The sequence below is a fragment of the Lampropedia cohaerens genome, assembly GCF_001005215.1.
GTDB lineage: Bacteria > Pseudomonadota > Gammaproteobacteria > Burkholderiales > Burkholderiaceae_C > Lampropedia > Lampropedia cohaerens.
Genome location: NZ_LBNQ01000016.1, coordinates 31785 through 46496, shown reverse-complemented (window position 1 = coordinate 46496; position 14712 = coordinate 31785). Strand labels below are relative to the sequence as shown.

General features: G+C 65.1%; 14 protein-coding genes. 3 read left to right on the top strand and 11 right to left on the bottom strand.

Annotated features, from left to right (window positions below; translation table 11 throughout):
* Positions 1-88 precede the first annotated feature (88 nt).
* The gene (gene priA / locus AAV94_RS03920) at positions 89-2272 is read left to right on the top strand and encodes a replication restart helicase PriA (RefSeq protein WP_046741046.1); all 2184 of its coding nucleotides are present in this window, start codon (positions 89-91) and stop codon (positions 2270-2272) included.
* Positions 2273-2341: 69 nt separating this feature from the next.
* On the opposite strand, the gene AAV94_RS03915 is transcribed toward priA, so the two are convergent.
* From AAV94_RS03915 to AAV94_RS03905, 3 genes are all read right to left on the bottom strand, one after another.
* Positions 2342-2833, bottom strand: a complete 492-nt coding sequence (locus AAV94_RS03915; protein WP_156454336.1) for a hypothetical protein — start codon at positions 2831-2833, stop codon at positions 2342-2344.
* 284 nt (positions 2834-3117) lie between these two features.
* The gene (locus tag AAV94_RS03910) at positions 3118-3351 is read right to left on the bottom strand and encodes a hypothetical protein (RefSeq protein WP_156454335.1); all 234 of its coding nucleotides are present in this window, start codon (positions 3349-3351) and stop codon (positions 3118-3120) included.
* Positions 3352-3545: 194 nt separating this feature from the next.
* Positions 3546-4205, bottom strand: coding sequence for a LysE/ArgO family amino acid transporter (locus AAV94_RS03905; protein WP_046741023.1), 660 nt, complete (start codon positions 4203-4205; stop codon positions 3546-3548).
* A gap of 205 nt (positions 4206-4410) precedes the next feature.
* Between AAV94_RS03905 and argP the strand changes: the two genes are divergently transcribed.
* Complete coding sequence (gene argP / locus AAV94_RS03900; RefSeq protein ID WP_046741022.1) at positions 4411-5316, top strand: HTH-type transcriptional regulator ArgP; 906 nt, start codon at positions 4411-4413, stop codon at positions 5314-5316.
* 8 nt (positions 5317-5324) lie between these two features.
* On the opposite strand, the gene AAV94_RS03895 is transcribed toward argP, so the two are convergent.
* The 5 genes from AAV94_RS03895 to AAV94_RS03875 all read right to left on the bottom strand — a co-directional run bounded on the left by AAV94_RS03895 (position 5325) and on the right by AAV94_RS03875 (position 9233).
* Complete coding sequence (locus AAV94_RS03895; protein WP_197408000.1) at positions 5325-5768, bottom strand: retropepsin-like aspartic protease family protein; 444 nt, start codon at positions 5766-5768, stop codon at positions 5325-5327.
* 127 nt (positions 5769-5895) lie between these two features.
* Positions 5896-6354, bottom strand: a complete 459-nt coding sequence (locus tag AAV94_RS03890) for an NUDIX domain-containing protein (protein ID WP_046741020.1) — start codon at positions 6352-6354, stop codon at positions 5896-5898.
* On the bottom strand, positions 6351-7352 hold the full coding sequence (locus AAV94_RS03885; protein WP_084824723.1) for an ATP-binding protein: 1002 nt from the start codon (positions 7350-7352) through the stop codon (positions 6351-6353). Before AAV94_RS03885 ends, AAV94_RS03890 begins: the two co-directional genes overlap by 4 nt.
* Positions 7353-7396: 44 nt before the next feature.
* Positions 7397-8647: a bifunctional glutamate N-acetyltransferase/amino-acid acetyltransferase ArgJ gene (argJ, locus tag AAV94_RS03880; RefSeq protein WP_046741019.1), complete on the bottom strand. Its 1251-nt coding sequence runs from the start codon at positions 8645-8647 to the stop codon at positions 7397-7399.
* Positions 8648-8708: 61 nt separating this feature from the next.
* Positions 8709-9233: a flavin reductase gene (locus AAV94_RS03875; RefSeq protein WP_046741018.1), complete on the bottom strand. Its 525-nt coding sequence runs from the start codon at positions 9231-9233 to the stop codon at positions 8709-8711.
* Between the two features lie 30 nt (positions 9234-9263).
* Between AAV94_RS03875 and AAV94_RS03870 the strand changes: the two genes are divergently transcribed.
* Entirely contained in the window at positions 9264-10181 is a 918-nt protein-coding gene (locus AAV94_RS03870) for a cupin domain-containing protein (RefSeq protein WP_156454334.1), read from the top strand.
* A 45-nt stretch (positions 10182-10226) separates the two neighbouring features.
* Here the strand turns inward: AAV94_RS03870 and AAV94_RS03865 are convergent, their stop codons facing one another.
* The 3 genes from AAV94_RS03865 to AAV94_RS03855 form a co-directional block, all read right to left on the bottom strand.
* Complete coding sequence (locus AAV94_RS03865) at positions 10227-11357, bottom strand: PPC domain-containing protein (RefSeq protein WP_046741016.1); 1131 nt, start codon at positions 11355-11357, stop codon at positions 10227-10229.
* 65 nt (positions 11358-11422) lie between these two features.
* A complete protein-coding gene (locus AAV94_RS03860) occupies positions 11423-12985 on the bottom strand; it encodes a class I adenylate-forming enzyme family protein (RefSeq protein WP_052754902.1) in 1563 nt (520 codons plus the stop codon).
* Between the two features lie 74 nt (positions 12986-13059).
* Entirely contained in the window at positions 13060-14697 is a 1638-nt protein-coding gene (locus AAV94_RS03855; RefSeq protein WP_046741015.1) for an acyl-CoA dehydrogenase family protein, read from the bottom strand.
* Positions 14698-14712: the final 15 nt, after the last annotated feature.

Below are 14712 nucleotides of genomic sequence, written 5' to 3'. Positions count from 1 at the left end.
ATCAGCGCAGCCAAATGCAAATTTTCCTGTTCTATTCACAAAGTTATCCACAGGGTGTGCGATGGCCGGGCGCAGGCGGGGGGCGCACATGAGTGGCTTTCTCGCGTCGGTGGCGGTTGATGTGCCATTTCACAGCGCGATTGGCCAGCTGCTGACCTATCGTCACACGCAGCAGCTCGTGCCCGGCACGCTGGTGCGCGTACCGTTGGGCCATCGGCAGGTGCTGGGGGTGGTATGGGCGGAGCAGCAAGCCACCGCGGCGGGCCTTGATGAGGAGGCGGTCAAACCGGTCAGTGAGGTGCTGGATGCCACGGTGCCGCTGCGTGCCGACTGGCTGGCGCTGATCGACTTTGCGGCGCGCTACTACCAGCGTGCGCTGGGCGAGGTGGCAATGACGGCGCTGCCAAGCGCCTTGCAGGACCAGACGGCGACGCAGTGGGCCAAGCGGGTGGCCAAAGTGCTGGCCGTGCCCAAGGCAAGGGCTGGTCGCCGCCCCGCGCAGGCCCAGCAGGGCCAAGCCTGCGTCAGCGCGCCGGTGGGCGCGCCTTGCCGTGCGGCCCTGCGCAAGCCAGTATTGACCGCGCAACAGCAAGCGGCGTTGCAGGCGCTGCAAAGTGCCGGCGCCGCGACCACGCTGCTGCACGGCGTGACGGGCAGCGGCAAGACGGAGGTGTTTCTGCAACTGGCCGAGCAGGTGCTGCAGGCTTCAGACGACGCCCAGATTCTCTTTCTCGTGCCCGAAATCAATCTGACGCCACAGTGGCAGGCCCTGCTGCTGGAGCGCTTTGCGCCCTGGGTGGGGGCCGACGGCGTAGCCGTGCTGCACAGCGGCCTGACACCGGTGCAACGGCTCAATGAATGGCTGGCGGTACATCAGGGGCGCAAGCGGCTGGTGCTGGGCACGCGCATGGCGGTGCTGGCCAGCTTTGCCCGTCTGGCGCTCATCGTGGTGGACGAGGAGCATGACGCGAGCTACAAACAGCAGGATGGGCCGCGCTACCACGCCCGTGATCTGGCCGTCTGGCGCGGGCGGCAGTTGGGCGTTCCGGTGGTGCTCGGCTCGGCCACGCCGTCGCTGGAGAGCTGGTACAACAGTCGACCGGCGACCGCCGAGGAAGCCGGTGGAGGCTACCGGCGCGTGACCATGCCCGAGCGCGTTGGCGGCGGCAGTCTGGCGGCGCTGCGCATCGTGGACATGCGCAACCACCCACGCGATACCGTGCTGGCAGCGCCGCTGCTGGCTGCCATGCGTGCGCGCATCGAGGCGGGCGAGCAGTGCATGGTACTGCTCAACCGGCGTGGCTATGCACCAGTGCTGCGCTGCGGCGCCTGTGGCTGGAAAAGCGATTGCCCCCATTGCTCCGCGCACCAGGTGGTGCACAAGGCCGAGCGCAGCCTGCGCTGCCACCACTGTGGCTGGGGCACCCCTATCCCGCGCCATTGTCCCAAGTGTGGCAGCACCGATCTGGCGCCGCTGGGGCGAGGGACCGAACAGCTGCAGGAGTTGTTGCAGGAGCAGCTCGGCACGCTGGCCTTGCGTGACGGCAGGCTTGCGCAGGTGCTGCGCATCGATGCTGACTCGACCCGCCACAAGGGCGCGCTGGAAGCGCATCTTGCACAAGTGCATCGCGGCGATGTGGACATCGTCGTCGGCACGCAGATGATCGCCAAGGGACATGACTTTCGCCGCATCGGGCTGGTTGCGGCCGTACAGCCTGATGGCGCGCTGTACGCCAGTGACTTTCGCGCGCCGGAACGTCTGTTTGCATTGCTGATGCAGGCGGCGGGGCGCGCCGGGCGGGATGCTGCCTACATGCAGCAAGGGGGGGAGCAGGCGCAGCTGTGGGTGCAGACCCATGAACCGCAGCATCCCCTGTACGCCGCCCTGGCGCGTCAGGACTACCCAGGATTTGCCGCAGTGCAGTTACAGGAGCGCCGGCAGGCGGGTCTGCCACCCTACACGTACCAGGCCATGCTGCGCGCCGACGCGCGCACGCAGCAGGCGGCGCAGGCCTTCTTGCGGCAGGTGGCTGATGCTGCGCGCGCGGCGCAATGGCCCGCCGCCCGGTGGGTTACGGTGTATGCCCCCGTGCCGCTGCCGGTGCAGCGCGTGGCCAATGCCGAGCGCGCGCAGCTGCTGCTGGAGAGCACGTCGCGCAAGGCCTTGCAGGCCTATCTGGCCGCCTTGCATCCGCTGCTGCAGCAGGCGCGCGCCAACGCGCCCAAGGGCCTGTTGCGCTGGCTGGTGGATGTCGATCCGCTCACGATCTGACCGTTGATGGAGAGGGAGCGTGCGGGCATGGTGCTCAGCCCATGACAGCCGCACGCCGCGGTCGTTGCATCATGGTCGGTCCCAGGCGCTGGTGAACCCGCAAGGACCGCCGGTCAGCGGCTGCAGGCAGGCACCGCGGAGGGGAATGTGGCGTGGATGGCGAACCTGGGCCTGATGTACGCTGAGCGCCGCGCGGCAGCGCATGGCCTTCGGATCGCAATGCACCCCAACGGTCTCAGGTATATCGGACAGCATCGCCAGCAGCAACTCTTCACGCCAGGTCAGCAACGGCATGTGGTGCAGGCCCGGATGCATCGCAGCGTCCACGCCAAAGGCGGCGAACAGGGCGCGCAACTCGGCCAGCAGAATCGTCAGGCGCTCATCGTGCAGCAGGGCGCTCAGCGCATGCCTTTCGGCATAGAGGGGTTGGCCGCGTTGCCAGCAGCGGTAGGCCCACACCAGAAATGCCTCGTCGTCGCCAAGATCCTGGAAGCGTAGCTGGCCCCAGCGTGGACGGATGTCGCAGTCTTGCCTGCGACGGCGGTGGTTGGTGGGCTCCATGGTGATGTGGATCGCAGCATGGTCGGCCCTGTCAGGCAAGTGCGCTGTGCGCCAGCAGGCTCGGCTATTGGCGCGCAGCGTTGTGACGTGCCCAAGCAGGTCTCTCAACAGTTGATGAGCCGCAATGGCTACTCGCGCGCGATGCGCCTTCGCTGTCTTGGCGACGGAGTGGCGGCGTGAGTGCGAGTGGGATCAGACCATCTGCAGTGCCGTCACGATCAGTATCTTACGCGATAAGTGAGAATGGCACGCATTAACATTGGTACCAGGGTGGCCTTGACCGTTTAATCGGCCGTGCGCTCCTTGTCACTGCCATCGTGGCTGCGTTCGGCCAGTACCGTGGGAAGGGCGGGGCGCGCCGATTGGGAAGGTGCGGCGCTGTGCGTCGTGGCGCTGGCCTGGGCCATGCGTTGCGCATGGCTTGGGCTGGCAGATAGCGGGCCGCTGAGCGCCAGCGCAGAGAAAAGCAGCACGCTGTGGGCGTCAAAGGTAAAGCGATTGACAGGCTTGCGTTGCATGGTGGCCTTTCCGTTGTGGATGTGCTGCCATTGACTTGCGCGGCAGCGCCAAGTGCCTCGATTTTTCAAGCTGTTACGCCCGCAACTTCATGACGGAGCTTGAAACGGCAGCCATTAGAGCGCACGCTCGTGACGCCAGCATGACAGTGCGTAAGAGGAGGCTGGCGTACTGCCGTCATGTGAAGGGCGCTGCCCTACATCCGAAGCAGTTGGCCAGTCAGTGCGATGGCCAGCAGTCCCATCGTTGCGGCGACCAGGCCGTCGATCCAGATCCATAGCGACGGCGTGGCCAGTCTGCGGCCGAGCCAGCAGGCCAGCGCGCCAAACAGCGTGAACCACAGTGCCGATCCGGTGGCCGCACCCCAGCCGAACAGCGGCGCCGACTGCCCTTGTGCGACGGCGGCTGCGCCGATGAGCACGGCCGTATCCAACCACGCATGCGGGTTGAGCACGGAAAAGCCCAGTGCCGCTGCAGCGGCCTGGCGACGGCTGAGCCGCACAGCGTTCGCGCTGTTGGTGCAGTCATCGTCGTCGTCATGAGCGCAAGCCTGGTGGTGGCGCATCCACTGAAGGCCACGCACACAGCGCCGCGCTGCGGCCCATCCGTACACTGTCAGAAATGCCACGCCGGTTGCCAGCAGCAGCTGGTGTATCCAGCGCGGCAGCGTACCAAGCTCGGACAGGCCGTACACCGCCACGAAAATCAGTGCAGCGTCTGCCATGGTGCACAGCACGACGGTGAGCAAGACGTGCTGACGCGTCATCGCCATGCGCAGCAGATGCGCATTCTGCGGGCCAATGGCAACAACGAGCGAGAGGCTCAGCAGCATTCCGGAGTAGAAGACGGGCAGCATGGTCGTCAGTTCAGAAAGGTGGTCGCTCTGCTGGAGCGTCCTGCGCAGGCTGAGCCCAAGGCCTTGGCCGGGCAGTGCAGTGCGTCAGCGGCGGGTCAACGGTTCTTGTGCACTGCGCCAGTGTCGAAATGGTTGCGCTTTTATCAAAATCTTTTCAATAGAATTTTCTTCACTCAAAAAATATTGAACTGAATGGCAGGTCCAAATGGATGAAAAACAGGCGCAGGCCTTTCTCGCGGTGGCGCGGCTGCGCAGCTTTTCTGCCGCGGCGCAGTCCCTGTCGCTGACGCTGGCGGCGGTGTCGATGCGTATCCGCGCGCTGGAGACCCGACTGGGTCAGGCGCTGCTGATCCGCGGCAAGCAGGTGGTGCTCACCCGCGCTGGCCAGGCATTGCTGGCGCATCTGATGCGCGTGAAGGCCATGGAGGCTGACTTGCTGGCCGACCTGCAGGCCAGCGAGGCGCAGCCGGCGCAGTGGCGCAGTCTTGTGGTGGCCGTCAACGGCGATTCACTCAGCAGCTGGTTCATGCCCGCCGTCGAGGCGACCTTGCAGAGGTATCGCATCCTCCTGGACATCATCATGGAAGATCAGGATCACACGCTGGCGCTGCTCAAGGCCGGCGAGGTGAGCGGCTGTGTGACGGCCCTGTCACGGCCACTGCGCGGCTGCGTGGCGGTGCCGCTGGGCCGGGCCCGCTATCGCTGCGTGGCCAGCGCGGCCAATGTGGCGCTTCTGCGCGGCAATGCGGGCAAGGTCACGCGCGGGCGGCTGGCGCAGTTGCCCGCGATCATCTTCAACCGCAAGGACGGGCTGCAGGATGCATTTCTGCGCCAGCAGTTCGGCAGCCGCCCGATCGACTATCCGCGCCATTTCGTGCCCTCTACCGAGGCGTACGAGAGGGCCATCGAACGCGGCTGGGGCTGGGGCATGGTCAGCGAGCCGCAGCTGGCGCTGCGCTGTAATCACCAGCCAGAGTTGGTGGACGTGATCGACGGCGCGTTTCTGGATGTCGCCCTCTATTGGCACCACTGGGAATACGAGCCACCCACCTCGCAGCGGCTGACCCGCGCGGTCATCGAAGCGGCACGCTGCACGCTGTTGCAGCCGTAAACAGGTTCTTAGCGCGGTCGCAGCACCATGGTGCTGCCATCCATGGTGACATGGAAGTGGCGCAGGACATTTTGGCCCAGCAAGGCCTGGGCATCGTTGCCAATGGCAAGACCGGTGCCGACTTCGATGCCGCGCAGCGTGAAACCGCCCAGTGCAACGCTGTCGGCCACGACGATGCGGCCTTCGCGTGGGCCGGACGCGGTCGAGAAGACGGCGCGCCGGCCACCGTGGAGTGCGGCGGCGTGGGCCACGGCGTCACTGACCGAGACTATGCTGGCGCCAGTGTCGACCATGAACTGCACAGGCACGCCGTTGACGGCGCCGTCGATGTAGAAGTGGCCATCGCGATGGCGTGGCACGTGCAGGGTGCCGCCGTCACTGGCGGAAAATGTGGCCTTGGCAGGAGCGAGCAGCTGCACCATCAGCAGGTACAGCACCGCAATGGCGGCCATCCAAGCCAGCCATATCAGCCATGGACGCGTGCCAGCCTTGCGTGGTGTTTCAGGAGCTCGGGCCGGGAAGCGCACCATGGTGTGGATCGGGCTCTTGCGGGGGCTCGCAGGAAGCAGGTTGCCGGCACTATGCGCGGCTGTTTGTGCTGGCGTCGTTCAGGCATTCCTGGGCGAGCGCGTCGAGCACCGGGTACGCACCCGGAAGAATGGGAGAGACGGTGGTTGGCAAGCGCTGCCAGGCCACCTGCTGGCCTTCGCGCATCTGGAACTCGCCCTGCCAGCGGCGCACCTTGCACCAGTGCAGGCGAACCTGGGCATGCTCGTAATCGTGTTCGGTGGTGCGCCAGATTTCCACGGAGGCGGGATCGATGGCCACGCCCAGTTCTTCGTCAAACTCGCGCAGCAACGCCTGGGCCACGGTCTCGCCAGGTTCGATCTTGCCGCCGGGAAACTCCCAGTAGCCGGCATAGGGCTTGCCGGCAGGACGGGTGCCGAGCAGGAACTGGCTGCCGCGCAGCAGGATGCCGACTGCAACTTCCACGCGTTTGCCCGGTTGTGGCTGGGTTGGAGGTGCCGCGTTGCTCATGCGCGACCTTTGCGGGTTTTTTTCGGTTTGGGCGCTGCCGCGCCGCCTCTAGCGGTGCGCCTTGCTGCGGCATCTGATTGGGGCGCAGTGCGGCTCTTGCGGGACGCTGTCGCCAGCGCTTGGGCCCTGCCCAGTTTTCCAACGTAATCGCGCGCGAACTGATACGCCACGCGGCCACTGCGCGAGCCGCGTTCGAGCGCCCAGACCAGTGCTTCCTGCCGCGCCTGCCTCAGATGTTTGGCGGGGCAGCCCAGGTTGAGTAGCCATTGCTCGGCGATGGCCAGGTACTCGTCCTGGTTGAAGGGGTAGAAGCTGATCCACAAACCAAAGCGCTCGGAGAGGGAAATTTTTTCCTCCACCACCTCGCCGGGGTGTACCTCACCATCAGGGGTGTGCTGGTAGCTCAGGTTTTCCGCCATGGTTTCCGGCAACAGGTGGCGGCGGTTGCTGGTGGCATACACCAGTACATTGGCGGAGGCGGATGCCATGGAGCCGTCGAGAATGGACTTGAGCGCCTTGTAGCCTTTCTCTCCCTCATCGAAGCTGAGATCATCGCTGTAGATGATGAAGCGCCAGGGCGCATCCGCAATGACGGCAACGATGTCGGGCAGGTCGACCAGATCTTCCTTGTCCACCTCGATCAGGCGCAGACCCTGCGGGGCAAAGTGGTGCAGGCAGGCGCGAATCAGCGAAGACTTGCCGGTGCCGCGCGCGCCGGTCAGCAGCACATTGTTGGCGGGTCGCCCCACCATGAACTGCTGGGTGTTGGCAAACAGTCGCTGCTTCTGGTCGTTGATCTCGATCAGATCGTCGAATGCGATCGACGCGATGTGACGCACAGGCTCCAGCACGCCCGTGCCGCTGGCCTGGCGACGGTAGCGCCAGGCGATGGCACTGCCCCAGTCATTCGGCGCGGCCAGTGGACGCGGCAAAATGGCGTCGAGCCGGTCAATCAGGCGTTCTGCTTTGAGAAGAAGCTGGGCAAACTGTGCGTTCATGGTGTATTCAGACAGTAGATCTCTGACGCGCGCAAGTTGCCGAATCAGGATCGATAGTCAGCATTGATGGTGACGTAGTCGTGGCTGAGGTCACAGGTCCATACCGTGTCTTCGGCCGCACCGCGGCCCAGGTCGACGCGGATGGTGATGTCGCTTTGCTGCATGACGCGCTGGCCATCTTCCTCGCGATACTCCGGGCGGCGCCCCCCATCCTGAACGACGTGCACATCGCCCAGATACAGCGCGATGCGGTTCTGGTCGAGGTCGGCAATGCCTGCGTAACCCACGGCGGCAAGGATGCGGCCCAGATTGGGGTCGCTGGCAAAAAAGGCGGTTTTCACCAGCGGCGAGTGGGCAATGGCATACGCCACCTGCGCGCATTCGGCCTTGGTCTTGCCGCCCGTAATGTGCACGGTAATGAACTTGGTTGCACCCTCGCCATCGCGCACGATGGCGTGCGCCAACTGCTGCGCCACGCTGCGCAGCGCCGCGTACAGCGCCTGGCCATCTGCATGGTCGAGCGCCTGCACGGGCGTGTTGCCCGCGTGATGGGTGGCCATCAGTACGAAAGAGTCGTTGGTGGAGGTGTCGCCATCGACGGTGATGCGGTTGAACGATTCGTCGGCCAGCCGCTGCACCATGTCCTGCAGCAGCGCGGGAGCGATGGCGGCATCGGTGGCGATGAAGCCCAGCATCGTCGCCATGTTGGGACGGATCATGCCTGCGCCCTTGCTGATGCCGGTCACGTGAACCGTCCTGCCATCCACCACCGCCCTGGCGCTGGCGGCCTTGGCAACGGTGTCGGTGGTCATGATGCCGTGTGCAGCGTCCAGCCACGCCTGCCCCGTGGCCGCCTCGGCCTGTTCAGCTTGTGCCATTAACGCGGGAAGTGCGGGCTTGATGCGCGCCTCGAAAGGCAGTGGCTCCATGATGACACCGGTTGAGAAAGGCAGCACCTGCTGAGGTGCTACCCCCAGCAGCTGTGCTGCCGTGGCCGCCGTGGCGCGTGCGGCGGCAAGTCCCGGCGCGCCCGTGCCGGCATTGGCGTTGCCGGTGTTGATGACGAGTGCGCGGATGTCATGGCCTGCGGTCAGGTGCTCGCGGCAGACCTGCACCGGTGCGGCGCAGTAGCGGTTCTGGGTAAAGACGCCTGCCACGCTGCTGCCCTCGGCCAAAACGAAAGCCGTGAGGTCCTTGCGCCCGGCCTTGCGGATGCCGGCCTCGGTAGCGGCAATGCGGACGCCGGAGATGGGCAGTAGATCGGAAGCTTGGGGGGCACTCAGGTTGACGGGCATGGCAGGGCAGTCGAAATGGGATCAGAGCGGGCGGGGGCGATGCCCGACGCCGGACAAAACCTCACAGAGGAACGCGATGATAGCGCCGTCCGGCGTAGACCAGGCAGCTGTTGGCACCGGTGGCGGGCGCAGACGCTGCCCGCTGGATCGCCACGACGCGGCAGAACAGCACGTCGTGCGTGGCAACGGTGACAGTACGAGTAATCACGCAATCGCAGGCCACCAAGGCCAGAGGATGAACCGGTGCCCCCGTCTGCAGCGTCTGCCACGGCCCGCCGGCGAAACGCTCCAGCATCGGCGTCTTGCCGCCAAAGCGCCGAGATACATCCTCCTGCGCGCCGTCGAGCGTGTTGACGCACACCACGCCATTGGCCTTGACGCAGGCGTACGCCGAGGAGCTGTGCTGCAGACACACCAGCAGCGTGGCGGGGCTGTCCGTGACGCTACAGACGGCCGATGCGGTAAAGCCTGCCCGCCCGGTGGGCCCGTCGGTGGTCACGATGTGCACGGCGGCGCCGAGACAGGCCATGGCGTCACGGAATGCCGCTGGATCGATGCAGGAGAAGGGGAGATCGCGAGAGTGCATGATGCTGGTCGAAATGACACGGCCGACAGCATGGCCGAAATGGGTGCGCAGCAGGCCGCCGCGCCGCGCAATGCGGCCGAGCGCCGCGCGCGTTACTTCAACTCGGCCAACGCCTTCAACATCAAGCTGCCGGCCGTTCCCGCGCGTGCCTTCGATGACGTTGCCGCCAGGGCGCTAGCGCCGGGGATGCCAACTGGCTGGTATGCGTGCGACCAGTCGGGCGCGCTGCGATGTGACTGCGTCGCCACCACGCCGCTAATGCTGGCGCGCTATGCCCGCATCAATGCGCAGCAGCAGCTGCATCTGCATGGGCTGTGCAGTGGCGTCATCTGCTATGTCATCCAGGGTCAGGGCAGGGCTGGCACTGTCACGGAGCAGCTGCACTGGGAAACGGGCGATGTCATCCTGTTTGCGGGCGGCCAGGATGTGGTGTTCTCGGCAGCGGATGGCGATGCGGTGCTCTGGGTCGTGACCGATGAGCCGCTCTATGCGCATTGCCGGGCCGTGCCGCCGGCCGATTGCGGTGTGGTGCCCACGGTTCACTACCGCAATGCGGACATCGATGCGCAACTTCAGCTGATTCAATATAAGACGCCGGAGGCCACGACGTCGGGCTGCGCAGTGGTGTTTTCCAGCGAGCAGTTGCAGGCAAGCCGCAACCTGCTGCCGACCTTGACCCTCTCGCTCAACAGCCTGCGCGGGCATTGTGACCAGCAGCCGCACCGGCACAACTCGGCCGCCATCACGCTGGTGGTCAGCGGCCAGGCCTGCCATACCACCATCGATGGTCAGCCTGTCCCTTGGCAGCCCTGGAGCACCCTGGTCACGCCCGCTGCGGCGGCGCACTCGCACCATAACCGCGGAGAGGATCTGGCGCGCTTCCTGATCGTGCAGGACGGGGGGCTTTACTACCACGCCCGCACGATGGGATTTCAGTTTCTTGGCTGACCAAGAAGGCACGTGCGACACGCTGCGGCGTGCGTCTGCGGCGCTTCAGAGACTGCGCCCGTCGGTTTCAAGCTGCAGGGTAAACAGGCCGGAATTCCAGTCTGCGGCGCTGACGTGGACCGTATAGGTGCCGGCGGGCAGTTGCTGGGTAATCTGCGCGTCCGTGCCGCTCGCGCCCTTGCCGCTGTCGTCGTCTTCCCAGTGATTGCTGGCCGAGGCATCTCTGACCGAGAGAAATACGTCGAAGTTGTCACTACGGCCCGTGATGGTAACGCGCGTTGGGCGCGCGAGGGTGAACTGGTAGTCCAGCTCGCTGTTGGCATGGAGCACACCGCTGACGGTGCGTCCCGGCACCAGCATGCCGCCTTGCTGGAAACTGGCGCCCGGCGGAATGGGCAGGGCTGTGACTTGCAGCGTATAGGGATGGCCGGCAAATGTGTCCAGCGCTGACGCTTCAAGTGTGTATTGTCCGGGCTCCAGCCAGGCGGTGATGGCGGGGTTGTAGTCGCCGCCGCTGTCGTCATCACTGATGGAGACGCCGCTGCCGGTGAGCGTCAGATAGCCATCGAAGTAACAACTCGTGAGGGCGATGGTGTAAAGCCCGGCATCGGCAATGTGCAGGGCGTGATGACGGGCTTCGCCGGCACCGAACTGTTCGTAAGTCTGGCCTGGTTGCAAGGCAGTGTCGGCACGGTCGACTTCGTCCAGCTTTGTGATGGAAAGCTCAAACGGACCATATGCATAACGGTCGATGCCGCTGACGGCGACGTCGAACGTTGCGGTCTTGTCTGCCTCAAAGACGAGGCGGCTGCGATGCTGCGTGCCATCGGTATCGCCGTCGCAACGGTTGCCGTTGCCGCTGATCTGCGACGCGGCCAGCAGGTGGCCGTCGCGCAGCACGGATAGTCTGCTCTTGAGAGCCCCTTGCGCCTGCAGCGCGATGCGATCTCCTTGTGTCAGCGCCACACGATAGACCTGGCTGCGGCTGCCGTCGACGACGTTGACAAGGCTGGCTGACGTGATTTCTCCACGTTGGAGGGCCTCCGGGACAAGCGTCTGCGTCGCGACTGCCTGTGCGGGGGCGACGGATGCAGAGGGGTCGGGCATGGTGGTGTTGCATCCGGCCAGTGTGGCAAGTGCCAGGGCGCAAAGCGCGATCAGCGATGGGGATTTCATCAAAGTTGGTCCTCACGGGATTCTGAAAAGTCGGCCTCACGTGGCCGACGTCGAAGATAGTGATTCTATGCCTGGCCGTCAGCCTGACCTGCCGCCTGTGTTGCTGGTGCACGCAATGTTCCCTCGTTGCGCAGCAGATGCTTGAGCAGTTTGCCGGTGGCTGTGCGGGGCAGGCTCTCGCACACCTGCACGATGCGGGGAATCTTGTAACGCGCAAGGCGTGGCGCGAGAAAGTCCTGCAGTCCTTGGGTATCCAGCGTCTGGCCAGGCCGCAGTACCAGCAGCGCTGTGACAGTTTCACCCCATTCGGGGTGCGGCCGCCCGATCACGGCCACGTCTTGCACCGCAGGGTGCGCGGCGATGGCGTCCTCCACTTCCTTGGAGTAGACGTTCTCGCCTCCAGTGACGATCATGTCCTTGAGCCGATCGACGATGAATAAAAAGCCGTCCTCGTCGATGCGGGCCAGATCGCCGCTGCGGTACCAGCCGTGCTGGTCGAACGCATTGGCAGTGGCTTCGGCGTCATCGAGGTAGCCCGCCATCATTCCAGGTGAGCGCAGATGGATTTCACCTACCTCGCCTGCCTGACATGGCCTGCCGTCGGAATGACGAAGCTGCACGACGGTGCCGGGCGTGCCGCAGCGGCCAATGGAGCCGGCCTTGGTCACCGCGTCCTCCGGGTGCAGCACAGTGCCCAGCGGGCCGGTCTCAGTCATGCCGTAGACCTGCATGAACCGGTCCGAGCGGTAGGCGGCAGCCAGGCGGCGCGCCATGTCTGCGCCGAGCGGGCCGCCGCCGTAGGCCCACAGGCGCATGCTGCTGAAGTCCATGTCGGCGATGTTGTCCACGACCTGCAGCGGCGCAAGAAAGGCAATCGGTGCACCGAAGGTGAAGGTAATGCGCTCCTGCTGCAGTGTCTGCAGAAAGGCAGCCGGTGCATACTCGCGCAGCAGTACCACGCTGCCGCCCACCAGCAGCGTGCCCAGGCACCAGTTGTTCAGCGGCGAGGAATGCCAGATCGGCATGGCGATCAGGGTCCGGTCGGCATGGGTCAGGGAGGTGGCTGCAGCGGCTGCCATCGCTGTGCACAACACCGCGTGGTGGGTGTGCAGGCAGCCTTTGGGCTTGCCGGTGGTGCCGGATGTGTAGAGGATCTCCGCGATGGCGTCGGCAGGCGGCGCAGCCTCATCCATCAACGGCGTTGCTGCCTCGCACAGCGCATCGAAACTCGGTATGTTGCCAGCACGCCCACCGGTGGCAAGAGGCTTGATAGCGAGGCCGCAACTGGTCACCACTTCCGCCAGCGCCGCGTCGAACAGACATAGAGTCGCGCCCGAATGCCTGAGGATATAGGCAAGCTCCGGAGCCTGCAGCTTGTGATTAATAGGTACCACTGTTGCGCCCAGTCGCCATGCGCCGAACAGGGCAAACACGAACGCCGGCGTGTTGTAGCAGAACAGCGCAATGCGATCGCCCGCGGCCACCCCCTGTTGCTGCAAAACGCTGGCGGCGCGGCGGCTGGCATCGGCCAGGGCGGCGTAGTCCCAGTCATGGCCTTCGGCACGCAGGGCCAGCTTCTGCGGTTGGCAATGTGCGTACTGATCCAGGATGGATACGAAGTCGGTCATGGTGTGTCTCCTTTGTGATTGTTCTGGCGCACTTGGCCGGTTTTGACCATGCCGCGTTAGCGGTCCAGGGTCGGTTATTGCCAGTTTTCCTGCAGCAACGCCTGCACCTGCTGCGTGCCTGCCGTCACGCCGACGACCGGCCCCCAGTCGGCGTCGAAGCGGCTGGCGATGAAGGCCGAGGTGGCGCTGGCACTGCCATGCTGCAGCAGCAGCGCAGCCTGCACGCACAGGGCCAGCTGCTGGGTGATGCGGCGCGCCAGTGGCTCCAGTTCGGCAGGCGGGCGCTGGAAGGTGTCGACCAGCCGCTGCAGCTGTCGGCGCAGTCTGGGTTCGTCAGCCGCCACGTCCAGCAGGTGGGCGAGTACCTGTTGAACGTCCTGCGGATTGCGCGAGGCGGCGCGCAGCACGTCCAGGCACATGACGTTGCCCGAGCCTTCCCAGATCGAGTTGACCGGCGCTTCACGGAACAGCCGCCCCATCGGGCCCGTTTCTACATAGCCATTGCCGCCGAATACCTCCATGGCCTCGGCGGTAATGGCAACGGCACGTTTGCAGACCCAGAACTTGGCGGCCGGCGTCAGGAGGCGACGCCAAGCCTGGTCAAGCGGAGTGTCGCTGCCGAAACGGGAGGCCAGATCCATCGCGAGCAAGGTGGCCGCCTGGGATTCCAGTGCCATGTCGCCCAGCAGTTCGGCCATCAAAGGCTGCTCGATCAGGCGCTTGCCGAAGGCCACGCGGTTGCGCGCATAGTGCAACGCCTGCACGAATGCGCGGCGAATCATGCCTGCGCTGGAGAGCACGTTGTCCAGCCGGGTGTAGGTGGCCATCTCGATGATGGTGGGAATGCCGCGTCCCTCCTCACCGAGCAGCACGCCCCAGGCGCCGTGCAGTTCGACCTCGCTGCTGGAATTGGACCGGTTGCCCACCTTGTCCTTCAAACGCTGGATGTGAATGGGGTTCTTGCTGCCGTCGGGCCGCCAGCGCGGCACGTAGAAGCAGGAGGCGCCGCGTTCGGGGGTCTTGGCCAGCACCAGGTGGGCGTCGCACATCGGCGCGGAGAAAAACCACTTGTGGCCGGTGATGGCAAATTCCTCGCCCCAGGGGCCCTGGCCTGTCGGCTCGGCGCGCGTGGTGTTGCTGCGTACATCGCTGCCGCCCTGTTTTTCCGTCATTCCCATGCCAACGGTCATGGACGGTTTGTCCTGCACGGGAATGTCCTGCGGATCATGCGTCGTATCCGCCAGCTTGGGCCAGAGCTTCTCGGACAGCGCGGCATTGCGCTGCAGCACGGGAATGCTGGCCTTGGTCATGGTGCTGGGGCAGGTCGAGCCTGATTCAATCTGGCTGTGCATGTAAAGGGTAGCGCCATAGGCTACCCATGCCGCAGGACGCTGGTCGACATAGGGCAGGTTGGTGATGCCGTTGCGCCGCGCCATGGCCATTGCTTCGTGCCAGGCCGGGTGGAATTTGACGAAATCGATGCGCGTGCCAGTTGGCGAGTGAGTGTGAAGCTCAGGGGCGTAGTGTTCGGCATCCTCGGCCATGCGCAGTGCGGCAGTGCTGCCGTATTCAGCGCCCTGGCGCTCCAGTTCTGCAGTGCGCCAGTCAGCCCCATAGCGCTGGATGGCTGCCGTCAGCACGGGGTCACTGGTGTAGACGTTGTAGTCCGCCAGTTCGGGGACCTGGTTGTCCGGATGGGGGAAGTCGTGCATGGTGCGGTTCCTTGG

Excerpts from the sequence above, each read along its gene's own strand:
- priA (WP_046741046.1), top strand. The coding sequence starts at position 89 with ATGAGTGGCTTTCTCGCGTCGGTGGCGGTTGATGTGCCATTTCACAGC.
- AAV94_RS03915 (WP_156454336.1), bottom strand. The coding sequence starts at position 2,833 with ATGGAGCCCACCAACCACCGCCGTCGCAGGCAAGACTGCGACATCCGT.
- AAV94_RS03910 (WP_156454335.1), bottom strand. The coding sequence starts at position 3,351 with ATGCAACGCAAGCCTGTCAATCGCTTTACCTTTGACGCCCACAGCGTG.
- AAV94_RS03905 (WP_046741023.1), bottom strand. The coding sequence starts at position 4,205 with ATGCTGCCCGTCTTCTACTCCGGAATGCTGCTGAGCCTCTCGCTCGTT.
- argP (WP_046741022.1), top strand. The coding sequence starts at position 4,411 with ATGGATGAAAAACAGGCGCAGGCCTTTCTCGCGGTGGCGCGGCTGCGC.
- AAV94_RS03895 (WP_197408000.1), bottom strand. The coding sequence starts at position 5,768 with ATGGCCGCCATTGCGGTGCTGTACCTGCTGATGGTGCAGCTGCTCGCT.
- AAV94_RS03890 (WP_046741020.1), bottom strand. The coding sequence starts at position 6,354 with ATGAGCAACGCGGCACCTCCAACCCAGCCACAACCGGGCAAACGCGTG.
- AAV94_RS03885 (WP_084824723.1), bottom strand. The coding sequence starts at position 7,352 with ATGAACGCACAGTTTGCCCAGCTTCTTCTCAAAGCAGAACGCCTGATT.
- argJ (WP_046741019.1), bottom strand. The coding sequence starts at position 8,647 with ATGCCCGTCAACCTGAGTGCCCCCCAAGCTTCCGATCTACTGCCCATC.
- AAV94_RS03875 (WP_046741018.1), bottom strand. The coding sequence starts at position 9,233 with ATGCACTCTCGCGATCTCCCCTTCTCCTGCATCGATCCAGCGGCATTC.
- AAV94_RS03870 (WP_156454334.1), top strand. The coding sequence starts at position 9,264 with ATGGCCGAAATGGGTGCGCAGCAGGCCGCCGCGCCGCGCAATGCGGCC.
- AAV94_RS03865 (WP_046741016.1), bottom strand. The coding sequence starts at position 11,357 with ATGAAATCCCCATCGCTGATCGCGCTTTGCGCCCTGGCACTTGCCACA.
- AAV94_RS03860 (WP_052754902.1), bottom strand. The coding sequence starts at position 12,985 with ATGACCGACTTCGTATCCATCCTGGATCAGTACGCACATTGCCAACCG.
- AAV94_RS03855 (WP_046741015.1), bottom strand. The coding sequence starts at position 14,697 with ATGCACGACTTCCCCCATCCGGACAACCAGGTCCCCGAACTGGCGGAC.